Raw genomic sequence first — 20,333 nt, 5'->3', positions numbered from 1 at the left:
ACACGGGACCCGACATGTTGATGCAATCCGCCAAGCCCTTGGGCGATCTTGAAAATCCTTCCGAATTCATTGCCCGCCATATCGGCATTGACGACGCCGACGAAGTCCACATGCTCAGCATCGTGGGCTCGGCTTCGCGGCGCGCGTTGGTGGAAGGCATCGTTCCGCGCTCGATTGCACGCAGCACGGCCATGGCCATCCCGGCTCCTGTGACGGAGGCAGCAGCACTCAAGCAGCTCAAGGCCATCGCGGCCAAGAACCAGGTGTTCAAGAACTTCATCGGCCAGGGTTACTACGGCACCTGCACGCCCGGCGTGATCCTGCGCAATATCCTGGAGAACCCCGCCTGGTACACGGCCTACACACCCTACCAGGCCGAGATTTCGCAGGGCCGCATGGAAGCGCTGATCAACTTCCAGACCATGGTCTGCGACCTGACCGGCATGCCGATCGCCAACGCCTCCATGCTCGACGAAGCCACCGCCGCCGCCGAAGCCATGACCCTGGCCAAGCGTAGCGTGAAAAGCAAAAGCAATGTCTTCATCGTCGCAGGCGACTGCCACCCGCAAACAATTGAGGTGATCCAGACCCGCGCCAAGCCCTTGGGCATCGAAGTAAAGGTCAGCACGGCAGCCGTCACGGTGCCGCAACTGATGGCCGAAGGCAATTACTTCGGCGTGCTGGCGCAATACCCCGCCACCACAGGCAGCATCCATGACCTGCGCCCGCTGGCCGGCCAGGCGCATGTCGATGGCGCAGCCCTCTGCGTTGCGGCCGACCTGCTGGCGCTCACGCTGCTGGCCCCGCCCGGTGAATGGGATGCCGACATTGCGCTCGGCAACACCCAGCGCTTCGGCATGCCCATGGGAAACGGCGGGCCGCATGCCGCTTACCTTGCCTGCCGCGACGAATTCAAGCGCTCGCTGCCCGGCCGCCTGGTCGGCGTGACCATCGACAGCCACGGCAACCCGACCTACCGCCTCGCGCTGCAAACCCGCGAGCAACACATCCGCCGCGAGAAAGCCACTTCCAACATTTGCACCGCGCAGGTGTTGCCGGCCGTCATCGCCAGCATGTACGCGGTCTACCACGGCCCGCAAGGCCTCAAGCGCATCGCCGAGCGTGTGGCGGCCTACACGGCCATCTTCGTGCAGGGCCTCAAAGAGCTGGGCTATGAAATCACCAACACGGGCGCCTTCGACTCCGTCACGGTGAAGACAGGTGACGCTACCAATTTGATAGCTGACCGCGCACGTTCGACGGGCGCCAACCTGCGTTTTCGCCTGAATAACCATCTGGGCGTGTCGCTGGACGAAACCACCAGCCGCAAGGACATCGAACTGCTCTGGTCCTTCTTCGCCAAACCCGGCCAGACCGTGCCCGTGGTCAGTGCGTTTGAAAAAGGCATTGAATCGCTGATTCCTTCCGAGCTGCGTCGCACCAGCGCCTTCCTGTCGCACCCGGTGTTCAACACCCACCACTCCGAAACCGGCATGCTGCGCTACATCCGCATGCTCAGCGACAAAGACCTCGCGCTGGACCGCAGCATGATCCCGCTGGGTAGCTGCACCATGAAGCTCAACGCGACCAGCGAGATGATTCCCATCACCTGGCCGGAGTTCGCCAACATCCACCCGTTTGCCCCTGCCGATCAACTGCAAGGCTACGCAGAACTCGACAAGCAGCTGCGCGACTGGCTGTGCCAGGCCACCGGCTACGCGGGCATCAGCCTGCAGCCCAATGCCGGTTCGCAAGGTGAATACGCGGGCCTGCTGGTCATCAAAGCTTTCCACGAGGCCAAAGGCCAGGGCCACCGCAACATCTGCCTGATTCCATCGTCGGCCCACGGCACCAACCCGGCCAGTGCACAGATGGTGGGCATGACCGTCGTCGTCACTGCTTGTGACGCGCAGGGCAATGTCGATATGGCCGACCTCAAGGCCAAGTGCGAACAGCACAGCGCCAACCTCGCCTGCGTGATGATTACCTACCCCAGCACACATGGCGTGTTTGAAACCCAGGTGAAAGAGCTCTGCGCCATGGTGCACAGCCATGGCGGACGCGTTTACGTGGACGGCGCCAACATGAACGCACTGGTGGGCGTGGCCGCGCCAGGCGAGTTCGGTGGCGACGTGAGCCACCTGAACCTGCACAAAACCTTTTGCATCCCGCACGGCGGCGGCGGCCCCGGTGTTGGCCCGGTGTGCGTGGTGGCTGACCTGGTGCCTTACCTGCCCGGCCATGCCACTGCAGGGATTCCCGTCAACGGCGTCGGCGCTGTCTCGGCTGCGCCGCTGGGCAATGCCGCGGTGCTGCCCATCAGCTGGATGTATTGCCGCATGATGGGCCCGGAAGGTCTGACGCAAGCGACCGAAGTCGCCATCCTGAGCGCGAACTACATCAGCTCGCGCCTGAAGGACCACTTCCCGACGCTCTACGCCAGCGAGAACGGCCATGTCGCGCATGAATGCATTCTCGATCTGCGCCCGCTCAAGGAAACCAGCGGCGTCACCGCCGAAGACGTGGCCAAGCGCCTGATGGACTACGGCTTTCACGCGCCCACATTGAGCTTCCCTGTGCCCGGCACCCTGATGGTCGAGCCGACCGAAAGCGAAACCCTGGCCGAGCTGGACCGTTTCATCGACGCGATGATCGCCATCCGCGAAGAGATCCGAAAAATCGAAGCTGGCCAATGGCCGCAAGACAACAACCCGCTCAAGCATGCGCCGCACACCGCGGCCAGCCTGATGGGCGCTGACTGGGACCGCCCCTACTCCCGCGAAATCGGCGCCTTCCCATTGGCCTCGCTCAAGCAGGTCAAATACTGGCCGCCGGTTGGCCGCGTCGACAACGTTTACGGCGACCGCAACCTTTTTTGCAGTTGCGTGCCCGTGAGTGACTACGCCTAGGACCTGTCAACACTGTGTTGGCAGGTACTGACGCTCACATCATCCTCATCGTCGCGGGCGCGGCGGCGGCGGGGTTTGTCCAGGGCCTGTCGGGCTTTGGCTTCAGCCTTGTCGCCATGTCCTTCTGGGCCTGGGCCATAGACCCGAAGCTGGCCGCTGTCATGGCGGTGTTCGGCGGCCTGACCGGCCAGGTCATGGCGGCCTTCACGGTCAGCCGCGTGACTGACTGGAAGCGCCTGCTGCCGTTTCTGGCCGGCGGCCTGCTCGGGCTTCCGCTGGGTTTGCTGTTGTTGCCGCAGCTCGATGTCCAGCTGTTCAAGCTGTTTCTCGGCGCACTGCTGGCGCTATGGTGCCCGGCCATGCTTTTTTCGGGCAAGCTTCCGCGCATTCACCACGGAGGCCGTGTCGCCGACGGTACGGTCGGCGTCGCCGGTGGCTTCATGGGGGCATTGGGCGGTTTCAGTGGCGTGATTCCGACGCTATGGTGCACGCTGCGGGGCTATGAGAAAGCTGCCCAGCGCGCCGTCATCCAGAGCTTCAACCTGGCCGTGCTGACCGTCACCATGGCCAGCTACGGCGCCGCCGGACTGGTCACCCGCGAGACGCTCCCCATGCTGGCCATCGTCGCGCCCGCCGCTCTCATTCCCGCCTGGCTGGGTGGACGGGTGTACACAGGCATCAGTGACCTGGCTTTTCGCAGGCTGGTGCTGAGCCTGCTGACCTGCTCGGGCCTGGCGATGCTGGCGTCCTCCGTGCCGGGCTTGTTACAGCGGATCGGGTAGGCGAAAGCCGATTTTCCAAGCAGCGCGTTTCAATAAAAACGCGAGCCGGCCCGCAACTCACGAATGGCCCGAATCATGGTCGGAGCCAGCGCATTCCATTGCAACGCCCGCAACGATCGGCGGTAACGCAGCCCGTTGGCGCGCAGGGAAGCCGACACCAGTTCCAGGGGATCGCTCACCACGCACAGAAGCCGCGTGAGCATGGGGTCCTGCTCGGTAGGCACACCGCCGAGGAAGGCGTCGTTCTTTCCGTCCCACAGAAGCTGGGCATTGATGTGGATACCCCAGCCGCACTCCCAGCCGTTCGCTTTCAGGCGTTCCAGGGCGGCAGCCACGTATTCGGCATCGAAGATGTAGGTGTCGGTACGCACCCAACGGCCCAGCCAGAACTCCGCCAGCGGCCGCGCCGCCGGCGTGGCCCGGGGAATCAGGCCGCGCAGCATCTCGCCCCGCATCTCCATGTAGCGCACACGAGCCGGGATGCCGGCGGAGCGCATCAGCGCAATCAGCAGCGTCACCTTGTCGTCACCGTCGCCCGCGCGCGCCTCGAGTACGTCGCGGGCGGTCGGGTACTGCAGCTTGATCCGCTTGGTATAAGGCAGTCGCTTGACGAAGCGATAGATAGCCAGTGCCTTGTCCCGGTCGGTGCGGCACAGCTGGACAATCGAGCGAGCCTTCAGGCGCAGCTTGGTGTCGTCCAGGTCCAGCAGGGGCGTTGTGCCAAGCCAGTCCTGCGGCCGGTCGCTGGCTCTTTGATGCAGCCGGCGGGGCGAATCGAATTGTGCGGCAAGTGCCACCATGAAACCACCGACGGAGTGAATGGTTTACGCATCGTAACCCCGGAGGCGCAATTGCGGCGAATTTCCGTTCCACACCCGGGCGCTGACGGACTGGCCCCTTCTTCCTCCGGAGAAGGCAGGCATGAGGGCTCGCGACGTCGGATGTTGCGCCGCAGCATGTCATCAAACGCAGGTGACCAGCCGGCGATTCAGGCACCAGTGCCCAGGGTGCTTCCGGTTTCAGCTAACGCATTGCGCAGCTGGGTCTGTGCGATGGGCACTTGCAGCGCCGCGGCGCGCTCCACCACGAGTGCCAGGCGGCGCAGCTTTTTCTGCGCGTGGTCCTTGGCAATGTCGGCCAGACGGTGTTCCAGAAACGGGTTAAGCAGACGGTCGCGCAATTCCACCAGGTAGGCGCGGGCTTCGGCACCTGTGCCCTCGGCGTCAAATACCGGCAGCACCTCGTCGGCCCACACCGCCTCCAGCGGGGTGCGCAGTGCCGGGGTGTGCATGGCCTGCACCACGGTCATGTCCGCAGCACCGCCCAGCAGCCGCCAGCGTTCGGCCAATATGGTGTGGCCCAGATTCAGCAGCCAGAGCTTGCGTTGCTCGAATGGGGCCAGTGCATCCGTCACCACCATGGCCGGGTGGCTGCAAGGAAGCACCATGCGCGGCTGGTGTTCGATGGCCCACAGCGCGTAGGGCTCGGCCACCGCACCGGCGGGTTCCAGCGGAGACGACACGATGCGGTCCACCAGTGAATTGACCCAAACGCAGTGCTCCCGCACATAGCGAAGGAAGGCCGGCGTAACGCTCCAGCTCTGTGCCAGCGTGGATACCAGGTCGCGCAGTGTGTCACCGTTGCGGCTGACCAGTTCGCAGGGGTACAGCGTCAGGGGAGCCTCCGGCTGCTGCTGCCAGCGGTGGTGCAGAAGCGCCACCAGCTTGGCCGGGTAGCTGCGCGGCGGCGTCGTCGTCGTCGGGCTACGCAGCAGCGCCGCGGTGTCGGAGTCGTCCAGCACATAGCCCATGTCCGCGGTGTTGGAGATGATGACCTGCACGGTGGTAGCCATGGCATCGCGCAACAGTGTCCAGTCGCGGCGGGCATGCCAGACGGCCTGGACTGCGTTCACTTGCACGGTTTCCTCGATACGCCGGCCATGTTGCATGCCGCGCAATTCGACACGGTAGCCATGTGCCAGTGCCGCGGCGCGCGCGCTGCTCTGCGGGCTGTCTGTGCTCTGCACCACAGTTATGCCGCCCAGCGCCTGGCCCTGGGCCAGGGCCTCGGACACAAACAGGTCTGCATGCGCCTGCAGAAAGCGCCCGGTGCCGAACTGGAGGATGGGCGTGCTCACGTGCAGGCCCCGGTCAGCATTCGATCAGCGCCTTGACCACGCCCTGCGTGGGGTCTAGCAGGGTGGCGAACTGGGCAGGTACATCGGCCAGGGCCATGCGATGGGTGTTGAGTGCCGCGGTGGGGATTTTGCCGCCCCGCATCGCCTCAAGCACCGTTTCGAAGTCTTCCATGGTGGCATTGCGGCTGCCCAGCAGCGTCGCCTCGCGTTTATGAAACTCCGGATCGGCGAACGTAATATTGTCCAGCACTATCGACACCAACACATACTTGCCGCCATGGGCAATGAACTGGAAGCCGCGCTCCATGGCCCTTGCGTTGCCCGTGGCGTCAAAAACGACATCGTAAAAATCTCCGTTGGTCAGTGCGCGCAGCTCGTCCAGGTCCTTGTCACCTATCACAACACCCGCATGCGCCCCCAGGTGTTGTTTGCAGAATTCCACCCGCTCCTTTCGCGTGTCCAGCGCTGTGACCTGGCCACCACGCAGGCCGGCGAATAGCAAGGCAGCCATGCCGATGGGACCCGTCCCTACCACCAGTACACGCTGGCCGGGCTGTACGTCGGCGCGACGTACGGCGTGGGCACCAATAGCCAGAAATTCCAGCATGGCGGCCTGGTCCAGTGAAACACCCTCTGCCTTGCGCACAAACTGCGCGGGTACGTTGAGATACTCGGTGAAGGCGCCGTCGCGGTGCACGCCCAGTACCTGGATGTGGACGCAGCAGTTGGTCTTGCCCTGGCGGCAGGCTACACACCGGCCGCATGACAGGTAAGGCATGACGAAGACGCTGTCGCCGGCCTGGAGGGGGCTGTCCGCTGGAGCTTCCTCTACGGTACCCGCGATTTCGTGGCCCATGACGCGTGGATAGGCCAGGAAGGGTTGTTTGCCGGTGAAGATGTGCAGATCGGTGCCGCACACCCCCACGCGGCGGATGCGCAGCAGCACATCGCCTTCATTGCGGATAGGCATGGCCCCTTCGACCGTGCGCAGCACGCCGGGAGTTTCGCAAATGACTGTCAGCATAGATATCCTTGGGTGGAAGTGGTTAGTCAATGTGGAATACGGATTCCATGGCGGCCCAGTGCTCGCCTGGGCTGCGGGTTTGAAGGGGGCGTTGGCAGGGGCCGCAGAGGGTCCACCAACGCTGCGTCTCGGCATCAGCGGCGATAGCGGCCATGTCCGCGTCAAAGTCCCGGCCGTGGTATTCCCAGTAGCCGAACAGCAGGTTTTCCGGCTCTCGCAGAAAAATGCTGTAGTTGCGCACCTGCGATTGGTGAATGCGCTGCAGCACAGCGGGCCAGACGGCCGCGTGCAGGCGCTTGTATTCGGCGATGTGTCGGGGGTCGATACCAATGACCCATCCCATTCGTTGCATGTCAATTTCCGTCTATATGTTGGCCAAGGTGGTACAGGCGGCGCGCATTGCCGCCAAAGATGGCGGCCAGTGGCCAGTGCGGTTTGCCAGATTCCAGAAATGCGGGTGTGCGTCGATCAGCATGGGGTCTTCCTCAGACTGGTACCGGCGCATCGGGATGCAGCAGGTCGCGGCTGCGCAGGGCCTGCCACAGCGTGGCGGGAATGGGCGTCTCCAGCCAGGCGACGTTCTGTTGCAGCTGGGTTGCGGTGCGGGTGCCGGTGACGCAACTCACCACCGCAGGGTGCGCCAGTGGAAACTGCAGTGCGGCGGCCTGCAAGGGCACGCCGAATTCCTCGCAAGCCAACGCCAAGGCTTGCACGCGCGCCACCACGGCGGGCGGGGCTTCCGCATAATTGAATTTGGTGTTGCCCGCCAGGACGCCGGAGTTGAACGGCGCGGCCACCACGATGGCGTTGCCGCGGCGCATGCAGTCGCCCAGAAAGGGGGTGATGCAGTCCTGCTCCAGCAGGGTGTAGCGCCCGGCCAGCATGGTGCAGTCCAGGTCGAACTCCTGCATGCTGTCCATCACCACCTGCCATTCGTTCACGCCCAGGCCCACTGCCTTGGTGGCACCGCTTGCGCGCAATTCGTCCAGCGCGCGGAAGCCGCCCCCCGTGGTCAATTGTTGCCAGTAATGCGCATGCTGTTCGCCGTGGGTGTCGCGGCCGATGTCGTGTACGTACAGGATGTCGATGTGGGCCAGACCCAACCGTTGCTGGCTGTCCTCGAATGAGCGCATCACGCCGCTGTAGCTGTAGTCATACTGCGGGCGAAACGGGTAGGGGTTGGCCCATCCGCCATCGCCAGCAGTCACACTGGCATCAGGACGCAGCAGGCGGCCCACTTTGGTGCTGACTACATATTCGTGCCGGGGGCAGTCGGCCAGCTGGGCGCCCAGGCGGTGCTCGGAGCGGGTGTAGCCGTAGTAGGGTGCCGTGTCGAAATAGCGCACGCCGGCCGCCCAGGCGTTCGCAAAGACCTCCTCTACCTCGCGGGCGCTGGTGGCACGGTACAGGCCCCCCATTTGCGAACAGCCCAGGCCCAGGGCTGTCAGCCGCAGGTCCACGCGGGGAAGGAGTTTCAGATCCGTGGTGTGCATATGCCCATCCTCCGGCAGCCGGTGCCGGAGGGTCCTTGGGTTGGAACGGTTTAGTAGAGAACGTTCTTGGCTGCGGGCGTGTCGATGTTTTTCTTGGTCACCATCAACACACCGGTATCGCGGAAGGCGGGCACTTTCTTGCCTGCCACGATTTCCGCCACCGTCTTTACGCCGAGGTTGCCCATCTCAAAGGCGCTTTGCACGGCAATCGCCTCGATGGTGCCGTCTTTCACAAAGCCTTGCAGGTCGGAGTTTCCGTCAAAGCCAATGGCGACCACCTTGCCGGCTTTGCCCGACTGAACCAGTGCGCGGCCCATGCCGATAGCGGTGGGTTCGTTAGCGCCGAAGATGCCCTTGAGGTCGGGGTTGGCGGCCAGCACGTCGGTGGTCTGGTTCAGTGCGGTACCCATCTGCGAGTTGGAGTAGAAGGGGCCCACGATCTGCAGCTTGGAATGCTTCTTGATGTAGTCGGTGAAACCTCCCACGCGGCCGATTTCGGAGCCCGAGCCCGCGGTGTAGGACATGACGGCAATTTTGCCGGTGGTACCGACTTTCTCGATCAGCGTCTTGGCGGACATTTCTCCGGCAGTCTTGTTGTCGGTGGCCAGGAAGGACTGGTAGTAAGCCTTGCCGGAATCCGATGCGGCAGAGTCAATCAACACCACAGGAATCTTGGCTTCCCAGGCTTTTTTCATGGCGGGGATCAAGGCATCCGGATCCGACGGGGCCAGCACGATGCCGGCGACCTTGCGGTTCACGGCGTTTTCCACCAAGGCCACCTGCCCGGCCAGGTCGGTGTCGGATGCTGCGCCCTGGAAGGTGGCGGTGTAGCCCTTGAGATTTCCCACGGCAGCGTTGGCACCCTTCTTCACGTTTTGCCAGAAATCCGAGTTGGCGGTCTTCACGATGACGGCAATTTCCTTGTCGGCGGCCATAGCCATCGACGACGCAGCCACCAGAGCGGCTGCGATCAGTGTGTGGACAAATTTTTTCATTTCTTTCCTCATGGGTAGTGGTTGTGGAGGTTGTCTCTCGAAGTCCCGGTAAGCCCTGCCGGTAGGGATCACTTGCGATGGCGCATCTGGTCGATCCATACGGCCAGCAGGATGACGACGCCAATCAGAATTTGTTGGGTGAAAGCGGACACGCCGCTCATGTTCAAACCGTTGCGCAGGATGCCAATCACGAACGCACCGATGACGGTGCCCGACACCGTGCCCACACCACCCGTGAGCGAGGTGCCGCCTATCACCGCGGCGGCAATGGCATCAAGTTCGTACATCAGGCCTTCACTGGGCTGGGCCGTGACCAGGCGTGACATCAGCACGCAGCCGGTCAGCCCGGCCAGCAGGCCGGAAAGCACATAGGCAAACAGCGTCACGCCATTAACATTCACGCCCGAGAGCCGGGCGGCTTCCAGGTTGGAGCCGATGGCGTACAGATGGCGGCCCAACGTGGCACGGTTAAGCAGGATGGAGACGGCCAGCGCCAGCACGATCATGAGCACCACGGGGTAAGGGATGCCGACGAACACCACATCGGGGAAGCCGTCCGCACCGATATTGACGATGCGGAACAAGGCTCCGTTGCCCAGTTCCGCAAAGCTGTCGCCCAGGCCGCTGATGGCGCGGGCATCGGTCAGCTGCAAGGCCACGCCGCGTGCCACCAGCATCATTCCCAGGGTGGCAATAAAGGGCGGCAGTTTGAGCACCGTCACGCACAGGCCGTTGATCAGCCCGCACAGTGCACCGACCAGCAGGCCAGCAAACATGCCCAGCGGCACGGGCGCGCCCGCCTTGACCAGCATGGCGGCCACGACGCCGGACAGTGCCAGGATGGCACCTACCGAGAGGTCGATACCGCCGGTGATGATCACGCAGGTCGCTGCGATGCCGAGGTAGGCAATGGAGGTCACCTGGAGCGCCACGGTCATGCCATTGCCCACGCTGAAGAAGGCGTTGCTGGTGAACGAGAAGATGGCGATGAGTCCCAGCAGGCTGGCCAGCGCGGCAAATTTCTGAAACAGGTCTTGTTGTTGTTCGGTCATGATGTGGTTCGGGAAAGAAGTCTTGAAGGGTTCAGTGGGTCAGCTGGTCGGCGGGCAGAGGCGGCACGCTGCGGCCGGAGGCGTAGTGCATGACCTCCTCCTGGTGGGTCTCGCGGGTCGGGAGGATGGTGACCAGGCGGCCTTCATGGAAGACCGCGACACGGTCGGTCATCCCCATGATTTCGGGCAGCTCGGAGCTGATCATCACGACGCCGATGCCCTGCCCTGCGAGCTGGTCGAGCAACTGGTAGATCGCATACTTGGCGCCCACATCGATGCCGCGCGTGGGCTCGTCAAAGAACAGCACGCGTGATTGACGGAACAGCCATTTGCTGATCACGAGTTTTTGCTGGTTGCCGCCCGAGAGCAGGCGCACGATCTGGCTGCTGCTGGGCGTGCGGATGTCGAGTGCGCCGATGTAGTGGCGTGCGGCATCCTGCTCCTTGGCAAACTGGATCATGCCCGCACGATTGGACACGGCTTCCATGTTGGCCAGTGTGATGTTCTGTGCCACATTCATCTTCAGTGCCAGCCCGTCGTGCTTGCGGTCCTCTGACAGATAGGCCAGTCCCTGGCGCACGGCATCCCGTGGCGAGTGAATGGTGAGACGCTGCCCGGCCAGAAACACCTCGCCGGCGTCGATGGGGTCGGCACCAAAAATGGCGCGAGCGACCTCGGTGCGGCCAGCCCCCATGAGCCCCGAAAAACCCAGGATTTCGCCACGGCGCAGTTCAAAGTTCACGTCGTGAAACACACCCTGGCGTGTCAGGCCTTGCACGCGCAACAACACGTCGGTAGTGGGCACGGACGTTCTTTTGGGGAATACATCGTCCAGCGAGCGCCCCACCATCCTTGCCACGATCTCTTCCACACTGGTATCAGCCAGGCGTTCGGTGGACACGTAGCGTCCGTCGCGCAAGACGGTGACCCGGTCCACGATGAGCGCCAGTTCGTCGAGGCGGTGGGAGATGTAGACAATGCCCACCCCCGTACGCTTGAGCTCATGGATGATGGCAAAGAGCTTCTCGGTCTCCGACTCTGTGAGGGACGAGGTGGGTTCGTCCATGATGAGCACCTGGGCGTTGAGCGACAGCGCCTTGGCAATTTCCACCATCTGCTGCTGGGCTACCGACAGGGTTTTGACCAGAGCGTCCGGTGCAATGTCCTGCCCCAACCGGTCCAGGCATTGCTGTGCCTGGCGACGCAGTGCCGCCCGGTCAATCAGCCAGCCTTTGCGTGGCTCGCGGGCCAGGTAAATGTTTTCAGCCACCGTGAGGTGCGGAGCCAGGTTCAACTCCTGGTGAATGATGGCAATGCCGACAGCCTGGGATTCGGCGGTGGATTGGAACTGGCAGGCTTCGCCGCGGTAGTACAGGGCCCCCGCATCGGGCTGGTACTGGCCGCTGATGACCTTCATCAGCGTCGATTTGCCGGCGCCGTTTTCGCCGCACACCGCGTGGACCTCGCCACTTCGCACCTCAAAGCTCACACCATCCAGTGCCAGCACCCCCGGGAAGCGTTTGGTAATCCCTTCCAGGCGCAACAGTACGCCAGCCTCGGCGGGGCTGGGCGCATCGGGACGGACGGGATCGGACACGGAAGACAGCAATGCGAACTCCTCTTGGTGGGTCAGGGGACCGGGAGGGATGAATCTGCTGTTTTGCAAATTGGTAAGGCCACCTGACACGATGTGCCGTATTTGGCCTTACCGGGAAGTGCGTGTGTATTGGTGCTTACCCGTGATCCGGGATCAAAAATCGGGGGTGAAAAAAACGGGAAAAAGCCTGCGCAATTGCACAGGCCTGACTACGGGCACGGGAGTAAAGGTTGACGGAGCTCATGACCATTCGCGGCGGTTCTCGACCCAGCGCTGTTCGGAGGCTTGCAGATGCATTCGCATGGCGTTCTGTGCGGCCAGTACGTCCCGGTTCTCCAGGGCGCGCAAGATGGCCTCATGCTCCTGCAGCGCAATCGCCCAGCTTTGGCCCGATTCGGAATGCGCGCTCAGGCGCGCGGCAATCGGGCTGTGGCGCTCGTCAAACAGCTCTCCCACCAGCCGCTCCAGCACGGAGTTGCCGGTCATGGCCGCAATCGTTTGGTGAAACTGCCGGTCAAAGGCCAGGGGCGAGCGGTTTTGTGCCATGGCGGACAGCATGTTGTCCAGAATCTGGCGCAGCGCCAACAGCGCCTCGGGCGTGGCCCTGGCGCAGGCCTGCAGCACGATGGTGCCCTCAAGGGCGGCGCGTGCCTGCATAAGTTCGATCGGGCTTTCGCCCATGGCGGCCAGGGACTGCGGCTTGCGCTGGGCCGCGCTGCAGACGTACACGCCAGCGCCCATGCGCACTTCCACGCTGCCCTCAATTTCCAGTGCAATCAGCGCCTCGCGCACCGAGGGGCGTGAGACGCCCAACTGCAGGGCCAGATCGCGCTCCGGCGGCAACCGCGCACCCGCGGTGTAGTTGCCCTTGTCAATGAAGGCGCGAATCTGCTCGGCAATTTGTTGATAGAGCCGACGGTTGTCGACCTGTTTGAGTTGGTCCAGCATGAGTCCTCCGCGTGAAGTGCAGTTTATGCGACGGCGGTTTTTGCTATGGGGTTATGGTTCGAACTGGTAAGGCCAATGCAAAATTTTTCACGCTGACGTTACTTAATTTTGGAGCCAATTTTGATTGGCTGGCGTACCACTCATACCTTCCGCCCCGCTCATGATCCAGCTCAGCGACCTGACAACCTGAGATAGGCGAGCCGGCGCCACTGAGGCAAGGCGAGAGCCGGGACGATAATCAAGGCCACACGTTCCGATTCCCCTTAGCCATGAAAGCATGACCCCCATGAAGACATTGACCGCCGCGCTCATCGCCCTGGCCTCCATTGCCCTGTCCACCACCGCCCTTGCCGCCGCCCCGGCCGAAACCCTGCCCAGCGGCGTGAAGATCGTGCACAGCACCGACGGCACCGGCCCGCAGCCCAAGGCGACGGACACCGTCAAGGTGCACTACCGCGGCACGCTGGCCGACGGCAAGGAATTTGACAGCTCTTACAAGCGCGGCGCGCCCGCCACCTTCCCGCTGAACCGCGTGGTGCCCTGCTGGACCGAAGGCGTGCAGAAGATCAAGGTCGGCGGCAAGGCCACACTGACCTGCCCACCCGCCACGGCCTATGGCGACCGCGGCGCCGGCGGCGTGGTGCCGCCCAATGCCACGCTGACCTTCGACATCGAACTGCTCGCGATTGAAAAGTAAAAGCTAAAGAGGCGCTTCGAGCGTCGTGAGGAGGGCTTTGTCAAAGGCCTGCGCGCGCTCGAACTGCAGCCAGTGGCCGGCGCCTTCGACCAGGGCCAGGCCCCTGAAATCCGCAGCTCGCTCCAGGGCTGCCCGCAGCCCATCAAGCTTGCCGCGGTACAGCGCATCCTCTTCCCCGTAAATCGCCCACACCGGGCAGCGCAGCCGCGCCAGTGACTGCGCCAGCGCGCCGGTGCGCGCCAGGCTGCGGCCCTTCATGCGGTCGCGCAGCACGTTGGCGATGTGCAGGCGCAAGGCCAGTTCGTTGATCGCGTCCGCGCGGTACAGCATCAGCGCCGCGAGGTTGTGGCGATGGATCTCATCGCGCTGGCCCGCATCGGTGATATGCCGCCATGCGCGCAGGCGTATGGCTTTTTCGGGCGCGACACCCAGGCCGGGCGCACCCACCAGCACCACACGCGCCGCCCGGGCGGGGAAGCGCTCCGCCACAAAGCCGGCCACCATGCCGCCAAAGGAAAATCCCACGAGGTCGCAGGCCGCCTCGCCCGCCAGCAGGGCCAGCCCTTGCTCGACCGGTTCGGGCAGCACGTCGGCATCGGTGCCCCGTAAAGGCGCGGCCGAATCGCCAAAACCGGGAAGGTCGGGCACCAGCACCCAGCGGCCCGACGCGGCCAGCGCGGGGATGTTGCGCAGCCAGTGCATCCAGCTGCCGCTGCCGCCGTGCAGCAGCACCAGGGGCGCGAGCCCGGGCCGGCGCGTGGCCTGGCCCCACGTGTGCCAGACCATGGTGCCGTCGCCGCAAGGGGTTTCAAAACGGCTGGCCGTGCGCAGCATCGCAAGCGCTTCGGAGGGCCGCTCAATGTTTGCCGAATCTGTCATGGGAGATAGAACCTATTTACGGTCTAAACGGAGCCGCGTTGGGGTGCAATCGGGATGAGTGGGCCGACCGGGACCGCCGCATGGGCTAATGCCCATGCAAGGGCCTGGGTGGCTCAATCGCCCGACCGCCCAGCCGGCCGGCTGGGCGTCGTGCAGCTGCCCCAATGGGGATGCAAACGCGACCGCGTTTGCGTCACCCCAACCCGAAGGGCAAGCCCCTTCTCGGGCGGTTTGCAGCGTTGCGATGCTAACCCATAGCTGTGCTATGGGCGTCGCACCGCGCCTTGCATCCCATCCCGAGAAGGGGCTTGCGCGGCCTCGTTTAGACCGTAAACAGGTTCTTATACCCTGTCCCTCATGCGGCCATTGCCAAGCTCCTAAACTGGCCCGGCACCCTTACAACAACATCCATGAATTCAGGCCAGCTCGCTTCCTCTTCACTCCCACTCCTCCGGGGAGAGGGCGCAAAAACATGATCCCCTTTTCAGTCCTCGACCTGTCCCCCATCGTCACGGGCGCCACTGCCGCCGATGCCTTTCGCAACACCCTGGCCCTGGCCCGGCATGCCGAACAGCTGGGCTTCAAGCGCTTCTGGCTGGCCGAGCACCACAACAACCCGGGCATTGCCAGCGCCGCCACCGCGGTGGTCATCGGCCATGTGGCGGGCGGCACGCAAACCATCCGCGTGGGATCCGGCGGCGTGATGCTGCCCAACCACTCGCCGCTGGTGATCGCCGAGCAGTTCGGCACGCTGGCTTCGCTGTACCCTGACCGTATCGACCTCGGACTGGGACGCGCACCGGGCACCGACCAGTTCACCGCACGCGCGCTGCGGCGTGACCACCAGAACAATGCCGACACCTTTCCGCAGGACGTGGAGGAACTGCAGGCCTACTTTGAACCGGCAGAGCCCGGCCAGAAAATCAGGGCGGTCCCGGGCGCTGGCCTCAAGGTGCCGCTGTGGCTGCTGGGCTCCAGCCTCTTCGGTGCCCAGCTCGCTGCCATGCTGGGTCTGCCCTTTGCTTTCGCATCGCACTTCGCGCCCGACATGTTGATGCAGGCGCTGGACCTGTACCGCAGCGGCTTCAGGCCTTCCGCGCAGCTCGCCAAACCTTACGCCATGGTGGTGGCCAATGTCGTCGCGGCCGAAACGGACGAAGCGGCGCGCTACCAGCTCACATCGGTGCAGCAGGCCATGACCAACCTGTTGCGCGGCACCCCGGGACCAATGCCGCCGCCGATCGACGACATCGAAAGCTACTGGTCCCCGGCCGAGAAAGCCGGCGCCCAGCGCATGCTGCGTTATGCCGTCGCGGGGTCGGCTGCAACGGTTGAAAACCAGCTTCAGCGCTTCATCGAGGACACGCAGGCCGATGAACTGATGGTGACCACTCACATTTACGACCCCGCCATCGCCCGGCGCTCCCTGGAAATCACTGCACAAGTGCGGGACAGGCTGCAGGAAGAACGCCAGTGCCGCGCATAGCGCTATTGTTTTGATAGCTGCTTGCGCTCGTCTTTATTGGGCTAGAGCCTTAAAATGCTTGAATTTCGTCATGTGAGCGCCGCAGGCCAAACCGTAGTCACTGAAATGCAAACGTGCCCATTGGCACAGATCATGCAAAGCTGAAGCACCCGCCCGCGGGCAACACGCCAGCTTCCCATGCCCCCAGTTACATCACCCGAACGCCACACCCTTTTTGACGATGCGCAGGGCATCTTCACGGGCACGCTGTTTGTGTCGCTGGCGATGGTGATCTTCAACCAGGCAGGCTTGTTGACGGGCGGTACGGCCGGCGTGGCCTTTGTGCTGCACTACGCCACCGGCGTGAGTTTCGGCAAACTGTTCTTTCTGGTCAACCTGCCCTTTTACTGGTTCTCCTGGACCCGCATGGGCCGCGAGTTCACCATCAAGACCTTCCTGTCCATTGCATTGCTATCACTGCTGGCGGACTGGTCGCCCCGGGTGCTCGACATCGCAGACATCCACCCGCTGTACGCCGCGCTGGTGGGCGGCCTGCTGCTGGGGACCGGTTGCCTCTTCCTGGCCCGGCACAGGGCCAGCCTGGGCGGCGCCACCATCGTGACGCTCTACCTGCAGGAAAAGCACGGCTGGCGCGCCGGCAAGATACAGATGGCCATTGATTCGGTTGTGGTCTTGATGGCGCTGGCGGTCGTGCCCTCCGAGCGCGTGGCATATTCCATCATGGCTGCCGTGCTGATGAGTCTTTTCCTCTGGGTCAACCACAAACCCGGGCGCTACACGGTGACCTGAACTCAGTCGCCGCCGCCCACCTTGCCCCGCGAAGACTTGATTTCCGAACGCTGGCTTTTGCCGGCCAGGCGGCGCTGCTTCGAACCGTAGGTGGGTTTGGTGGCGCGCCGCGCCCGGGGCGGTGTGGAGACGCTGTCAACAATCTCCTGCAGGCGTGCCATGGCGTCGCTGCGGTTCATCTCCTGGGTGCGGTGCTGCTGCGCCTTGAGCACCAGAACGCCCTCCTGCGTGATGCGGTTGTCACTGGTCGCCAGCAGCCGCTCCTTGATGGCGTCGGGCAGCGACGAGGCAGCAATGTCAAACCGCAGGTGAATGGCGCTCGACACCTTGTTGACATTTTGCCCGCCAGCGCCCTGCGCGCGTATGGCGCTGAACTCCACCTCGCGTTCGTCAACGGGAAATTTCGGTGGCGCAGCCATGGTCAGCGCCGCAGCGGGTCAGGCTGCCAATTCGGCCAGGCCCGCGATGGCGAGTGCGTAGCCCCTGACGCCGAACCCGGCCATTACGGCCCTGGCAGCCGGCGAAATATAAGAATGATGGCGGAAAGCCTCGCGGGCATGCACATTGCTGATGTGCAGCTCGATCACCGTGACGCCCGCGCCCTTGATGGCATCGTGCAAGGCCACGCTGGTGTGGGTGTAAGCGCCGGCATTCAGCACGATGCCTGCCAGCGTGCCCGCGGCCTGGGCGCGGCCGGCTTCATGAATCGCGTCAATCATCACGCCTTCATGATTGCTCTGGCGAAAGTCGAGCTTGAAACCGTGGGTTGCGCAGGCTTTCGTGCACAGCGCCTCTACATCGGCCAGGGTTTGCGAGCCATACACAGCCGGCTCACGCGTTCCCAGCAGATTGAGGTTGGGGCCATTCAGGACAAGAACTGTTTGCATGAAGCGGGGCTTTCCGGATGTTCGGGTGGGTGGGGTTTGGCTATTAGCCTGGGCCCGATTATCGACGCTGCCGCCGCCACCCCATCACCGAAGCACCCTGTCCCCCGCTCCCGCACCTGCCTGATCAACCCGCCGGCAGCACCCTAGCGCAGGCTTCCGAAAAAGCGTTCCAGCCAGTCGGCAAACGCATCTGGTTGCTCCACCGCGCTCAAATGAGCCGCTGGCAAGGTGCGCAATTGCGCGCCCTTGATGCTGGCGCAAATGGCTTCAGACATGGCCAAGGGCGTTGCCTCGTCACGCGTGCCGGCAATCACAAGGGCCGGGCACTGGATCGCGCCGTTGCTGGTGCGAAAGTCAATGCGGGAAACCGCTTCGCAGCTGGCCGCATAGGCGGCGGCATCGGTGGTCTCAAGCACCTTGCGCAGCGCCGCGACCTTGCGCGCACCGCCGCCCACCTCATCCGCCCTGAATTCCGGGGTAAACCAGCGCTGCATCGCACCGTCTGATATCGCCGCCACGCCCTGGGCCTGTACGGTGTGAACGCGCGCCTGCCACATGGCACGCGCCGCATCGTCGTAAAACAGGGCGGCGTTGGCAACGACGATGCTTTTGAGCAGCTGCGGATGCCGCGCCGCCAGCGCCTGCGCCGTCATGCCGCCCATGCTGAGCCCGACAAAATGCACCGGGCCACCGCCCTGCCCTTTGATAAGGCCCGCCACATCATCGGCCAGGAAGTCGAGCGTGTAAGGGCCCGGCACCGCTTCCGATTGGCCGTGGCCGCGGTGGTCATGGCGCAGCACGGTGTAGCGGTTCTTCAGGATGGCTGTCACGCCGTCCCACATCGTGAGGTCACAGCCCAATGCATGGCTAAGCACCACGACAGGCCCCTGGCCTTCACTGATCCAGTGCAGATGAGGTTTTTTCATGCGTTATCAAATGATGTAGTGGTTGAGGAACCGAGAATGCAGCCCTGTCAGTCAGCGAGCAGGCCTTTTTCGCGAAGGATGTCGCCCGCCACAGAGAACGCATGGTTGGCGGCGGGAACACCACAGTAAATGGCGGCCTGCAGAATCACTTCCTTGATATCGTCCGGCGTGAGCCGCGACTCCGGCGGGCCGTCGAGTGCCGCGCGGACATGCATGGCAAATTCTTCGTACGCCTTGAGCGCAATCATGGTCGACAGCACCATCAGGCGGCGCGTCTTGTCACCGAACGCCGGCCGGCCCCAGACCTCATTCCACGCATAGCGCGTGATCAAGTCCTGGAACTCGCCGTTGAAGGCATTGCTTTTGGCGATGGAACGATCCACCCAGGCATCACCGAGCACCCGCCGGCGGTTAATCATTCCCTTGTCATGGTCGTTCATGGTTTTACCTTTTTGCAGTCTTTGTGCGATGGTTGTCAGTGTGCGTTTTCCCCAGCAGTGCTTCAACTGCGTCGGCCTGGGCATGCGCCAGCGCTGAGGCGTGCCGCGCCAGCGCCGGATTAAACCATTCGTCTGCGGCATCGGCGGGCAGCACGGAACGCAACGCATCCAGATTGGCGCTCATGCGCTGCGTGTCCACCTGCAGACCCGGCAGGGCCTGGGCCATGGCACGAACGGATCCGTGCGCCGACATCAGCAACCCCGGCCACTCGGCCAATTCGGCCTGCCAGTTCCCCAGGGCGCGCTCATGCTCCTGCGCCATCGTGGCCAACAGGGCGGCCACGCGCTGCGGCGCGCGCTGCGCCGCAGCCAGTGCCACCATGCAGGCGACCGGATTGCGTTTGTGCGGCATGGCGGATGAACCGCCGCGCCCCGGCTCGATCGGCTCCGCCAGTTCGCCCACTTCGTACTGGCCCATCAGCGAAATGTCTTTGGCGATCTTCCCGAGGCTGCCCACCAGCAGTGCCAGCTCGCAGCCCAGCGCCACCCACTCGTCACGCTGGGTATGCCAGGCAAATGCAGAAGGTTTGAGCTTCAGGTCGGCCGCCATATGCGCCATGATTTGCGGGCCCTTGCCGTTCATCTGCGCCAGTGTTCCCACGGCCCCGCCCAGTTGCACGGCCAGCGCATTGTGGCCGGCCACCTGCAGGCGTTGCAGGCTGCGCGCCAGCGGCGCGGCCCAACCCGCGCATTTGAACCCAAAGCTGGTGACGGATGCCGGTTGCATCAGCGTGCGGGCCAGCACGGGGTCAGCGGCATGGCGACGGGCCAACACCAGCAACGCTGCCACGGCCTTGCGGATGTCGACCTCAATCAGGTCCAGCGCATTGCGGGTCACCAGCGACAGCGCGGTATCGATCACGTCCTGGGAGGTCGAACCGAAATGGACAAAACCGGCAGCTTCCTTGTTGAAGAGCCCTACGGTTTCCTTCAGGGCCTTGACCAGTGGAATGGCAATGCTGCCGGCGCGCCCGCTTTCGCGAACGATCTTGGCCACATCAAACAACTCGACCTTGCAGGTGCCGGCGATGGAACGGGCCGCCGCCTCAGGAATGAGGCCCGCCTCGGCCTGCGCCTGTGCCAGCGAAGCCTCAAAACGCAACATGGCATCCAGGAAGTTACGCTCACTGAAGGCCTCCAGGATTTCCGGCGTGGACAAAAAACCTTCAAAAATGCTGCTCATGCCATGACTCTCAAAAAACAATGGCCCATGTCTTTTCGCCGGACCACTT

General features: G+C 63.6%; 20 protein-coding genes. 5 read left to right on the top strand and 15 right to left on the bottom strand.

The annotated features are described in order from the left end of the window. The first annotated feature begins 14 nt into the window (after nt 1-14). Nucleotides 15-2,909, top strand: a complete 2,895-nt coding sequence (gene gcvP, locus AC1DYQ_RS01250; protein WP_477685235.1) for an aminomethyl-transferring glycine dehydrogenase — start codon at nt 15-17, stop codon at nt 2,907-2,909. A 14-nt stretch (nt 2,910-2,923) separates the two neighbouring features. Next, on the top strand, nt 2,924-3,691 hold the full coding sequence (locus AC1DYQ_RS01245; protein WP_477685234.1) for a sulfite exporter TauE/SafE family protein: 768 nt from the start codon (nt 2,924-2,926) through the stop codon (nt 3,689-3,691). 29 nt (nt 3,692-3,720) lie between these two features. On the opposite strand, the gene AC1DYQ_RS01240 is transcribed toward AC1DYQ_RS01245, so the two are convergent. From AC1DYQ_RS01240 to AC1DYQ_RS01200, 9 genes are all read right to left on the bottom strand, one after another. Beyond that, nucleotides 3,721-4,491, bottom strand: a complete 771-nt coding sequence (locus AC1DYQ_RS01240; RefSeq protein WP_477685233.1) for a transglutaminase-like domain-containing protein — start codon at nt 4,489-4,491, stop codon at nt 3,721-3,723. Between the two features lie 188 nt (nt 4,492-4,679). Further along, a complete protein-coding gene (locus tag AC1DYQ_RS01235) occupies nt 4,680-5,828 on the bottom strand; it encodes a mannitol dehydrogenase family protein (protein WP_477685232.1) in 1,149 nt (382 codons plus the stop codon). Nucleotides 5,829-5,841: 13 nt separating this feature from the next. After that, a complete protein-coding gene (locus AC1DYQ_RS01230; RefSeq protein ID WP_477685231.1) occupies nt 5,842-6,852 on the bottom strand; it encodes a zinc-binding alcohol dehydrogenase family protein in 1,011 nt (336 codons plus the stop codon). Nucleotides 6,853-6,874: 22 nt separating this feature from the next. Next, nucleotides 6,875-7,204: an L-rhamnose mutarotase gene (locus AC1DYQ_RS01225; protein ID WP_477646226.1), complete on the bottom strand. Its 330-nt coding sequence runs from the start codon at nt 7,202-7,204 to the stop codon at nt 6,875-6,877. A gap of 133 nt (nt 7,205-7,337) precedes the next feature. Continuing rightward, nucleotides 7,338-8,345 (bottom strand): aldo/keto reductase, encoded by a 1,008-nt coding sequence (locus AC1DYQ_RS01220; RefSeq protein ID WP_477685230.1) that lies wholly within the window; start codon nt 8,343-8,345, stop codon nt 7,338-7,340. 50 nt (nt 8,346-8,395) lie between these two features. Beyond that, nucleotides 8,396-9,340, bottom strand: coding sequence for an ABC transporter substrate-binding protein (locus AC1DYQ_RS01215; protein ID WP_457280127.1), 945 nt, complete (start codon nt 9,338-9,340; stop codon nt 8,396-8,398). 68 nt (nt 9,341-9,408) lie between these two features. Next, a complete protein-coding gene (locus AC1DYQ_RS01210; RefSeq protein WP_477646229.1) occupies nt 9,409-10,392 on the bottom strand; it encodes an ABC transporter permease in 984 nt (327 codons plus the stop codon). Between the two features lie 31 nt (nt 10,393-10,423). Beyond that, the gene (locus AC1DYQ_RS01205) at nt 10,424-11,998 is read right to left on the bottom strand and encodes a sugar ABC transporter ATP-binding protein (RefSeq protein ID WP_477685843.1); all 1,575 of its coding nucleotides are present in this window, start codon (nt 11,996-11,998) and stop codon (nt 10,424-10,426) included. Nucleotides 11,999-12,229: 231 nt separating this feature from the next. Beyond that, nucleotides 12,230-12,937 (bottom strand): FadR/GntR family transcriptional regulator, encoded by a 708-nt coding sequence (locus AC1DYQ_RS01200; RefSeq protein ID WP_477665654.1) that lies wholly within the window; start codon nt 12,935-12,937, stop codon nt 12,230-12,232. Nucleotides 12,938-13,223: 286 nt separating this feature from the next. Between AC1DYQ_RS01200 and AC1DYQ_RS01195 the strand changes: the two genes are divergently transcribed. Beyond that, nucleotides 13,224-13,634 carry an FKBP-type peptidyl-prolyl cis-trans isomerase gene (locus AC1DYQ_RS01195; RefSeq protein ID WP_477685229.1) on the top strand — a complete coding sequence of 137 codons (411 nt, stop codon included), beginning with the start codon at nt 13,224-13,226 and terminating at the stop codon, nt 13,632-13,634. 3 nt (nt 13,635-13,637) lie between these two features. On the opposite strand, the gene AC1DYQ_RS01190 is transcribed toward AC1DYQ_RS01195, so the two are convergent. Further along, on the bottom strand, nt 13,638-14,513 hold the full coding sequence (locus tag AC1DYQ_RS01190; protein WP_477685228.1) for an alpha/beta fold hydrolase: 876 nt from the start codon (nt 14,511-14,513) through the stop codon (nt 13,638-13,640). 472 nt (nt 14,514-14,985) lie between these two features. Between AC1DYQ_RS01190 and AC1DYQ_RS01185 the strand changes: the two genes are divergently transcribed. Together AC1DYQ_RS01185 and AC1DYQ_RS01180 are read left to right on the top strand one after the other, a co-directional pair. Then, entirely contained in the window at nt 14,986-15,999 is a 1,014-nt protein-coding gene (locus tag AC1DYQ_RS01185) for an LLM class flavin-dependent oxidoreductase (RefSeq protein WP_477685227.1), read from the top strand. A 177-nt stretch (nt 16,000-16,176) separates the two neighbouring features. Further along, nucleotides 16,177-16,788 (top strand): DUF6198 family protein, encoded by a 612-nt coding sequence (locus tag AC1DYQ_RS01180; RefSeq protein WP_477685226.1) that lies wholly within the window; start codon nt 16,177-16,179, stop codon nt 16,786-16,788. Between the two features lie 2 nt (nt 16,789-16,790). Here the strand turns inward: AC1DYQ_RS01180 and arfB are convergent, their stop codons facing one another. The 5 genes from arfB to pcaB form a co-directional block, all read right to left on the bottom strand. Then, a complete protein-coding gene (gene arfB / locus AC1DYQ_RS01175; RefSeq protein ID WP_477685225.1) occupies nt 16,791-17,207 on the bottom strand; it encodes an alternative ribosome rescue aminoacyl-tRNA hydrolase ArfB in 417 nt (138 codons plus the stop codon). A gap of 18 nt (nt 17,208-17,225) precedes the next feature. After that, a complete protein-coding gene (gene aroQ / locus AC1DYQ_RS01170) occupies nt 17,226-17,675 on the bottom strand; it encodes a type II 3-dehydroquinate dehydratase (RefSeq protein ID WP_477685224.1) in 450 nt (149 codons plus the stop codon). A gap of 143 nt (nt 17,676-17,818) precedes the next feature. Then, nucleotides 17,819-18,601 (bottom strand): alpha/beta fold hydrolase, encoded by a 783-nt coding sequence (locus AC1DYQ_RS01165; protein ID WP_477685223.1) that lies wholly within the window; start codon nt 18,599-18,601, stop codon nt 17,819-17,821. A gap of 47 nt (nt 18,602-18,648) precedes the next feature. After that, the gene (locus tag AC1DYQ_RS01160; protein WP_457280117.1) at nt 18,649-19,041 is read right to left on the bottom strand and encodes a carboxymuconolactone decarboxylase family protein; all 393 of its coding nucleotides are present in this window, start codon (nt 19,039-19,041) and stop codon (nt 18,649-18,651) included. A 4-nt stretch (nt 19,042-19,045) separates the two neighbouring features. Continuing rightward, on the bottom strand, nt 19,046-20,284 hold the full coding sequence (gene pcaB, locus AC1DYQ_RS01155; protein WP_477685222.1) for a 3-carboxy-cis,cis-muconate cycloisomerase: 1,239 nt from the start codon (nt 20,282-20,284) through the stop codon (nt 19,046-19,048). Nucleotides 20,285-20,333: the final 49 nt, after the last annotated feature.

The organism is Polaromonas sp. P1_F4 (assembly GCF_056405675.1).
Note: the sequence above shows the minus strand (reverse complement) of the source record. Positions and strands in the feature narration are given on the sequence as shown.

Bases quoted from the DNA above. Each gene is read 5' to 3' on its own strand.
- gcvP (WP_477685235.1), top strand. From the start codon at position 15: ATGTTGATGCAATCCGCCAAGCCCTTGGGCGATCTTGAAAATCCTTCC.
- AC1DYQ_RS01240 (WP_477685233.1), bottom strand. From the start codon at position 4,491: ATGGTGGCACTTGCCGCACAATTCGATTCGCCCCGCCGGCTGCATCAA.
- AC1DYQ_RS01230 (WP_477685231.1), bottom strand. From the start codon at position 6,852: ATGCTGACAGTCATTTGCGAAACTCCCGGCGTGCTGCGCACGGTCGAA.
- AC1DYQ_RS01225 (WP_477646226.1), bottom strand. From the start codon at position 7,204: ATGCAACGAATGGGATGGGTCATTGGTATCGACCCCCGACACATCGCC.
- AC1DYQ_RS01220 (WP_477685230.1), bottom strand. From the start codon at position 8,345: ATGCACACCACGGATCTGAAACTCCTTCCCCGCGTGGACCTGCGGCTG.
- AC1DYQ_RS01215 (WP_457280127.1), bottom strand. From the start codon at position 9,340: ATGAAAAAATTTGTCCACACACTGATCGCAGCCGCTCTGGTGGCTGCG.
- AC1DYQ_RS01210 (WP_477646229.1), bottom strand. From the start codon at position 10,392: ATGACCGAACAACAACAAGACCTGTTTCAGAAATTTGCCGCGCTGGCC.
- AC1DYQ_RS01200 (WP_477665654.1), bottom strand. From the start codon at position 12,937: ATGCTGGACCAACTCAAACAGGTCGACAACCGTCGGCTCTATCAACAA.
- AC1DYQ_RS01195 (WP_477685229.1), top strand. From the start codon at position 13,224: ATGAAGACATTGACCGCCGCGCTCATCGCCCTGGCCTCCATTGCCCTG.
- AC1DYQ_RS01190 (WP_477685228.1), bottom strand. From the start codon at position 14,513: ATGACAGATTCGGCAAACATTGAGCGGCCCTCCGAAGCGCTTGCGATG.
- AC1DYQ_RS01185 (WP_477685227.1), top strand. From the start codon at position 14,986: ATGATCCCCTTTTCAGTCCTCGACCTGTCCCCCATCGTCACGGGCGCC.
- AC1DYQ_RS01180 (WP_477685226.1), top strand. From the start codon at position 16,177: ATGCCCCCAGTTACATCACCCGAACGCCACACCCTTTTTGACGATGCG.
- arfB (WP_477685225.1), bottom strand. From the start codon at position 17,207: ATGGCTGCGCCACCGAAATTTCCCGTTGACGAACGCGAGGTGGAGTTC.
- aroQ (WP_477685224.1), bottom strand. From the start codon at position 17,675: ATGCAAACAGTTCTTGTCCTGAATGGCCCCAACCTCAATCTGCTGGGA.
- AC1DYQ_RS01165 (WP_477685223.1), bottom strand. From the start codon at position 18,601: ATGAAAAAACCTCATCTGCACTGGATCAGTGAAGGCCAGGGGCCTGTC.
- AC1DYQ_RS01160 (WP_457280117.1), bottom strand. From the start codon at position 19,041: ATGAACGACCATGACAAGGGAATGATTAACCGCCGGCGGGTGCTCGGT.
- pcaB (WP_477685222.1), bottom strand. From the start codon at position 20,284: ATGAGCAGCATTTTTGAAGGTTTTTTGTCCACGCCGGAAATCCTGGAG.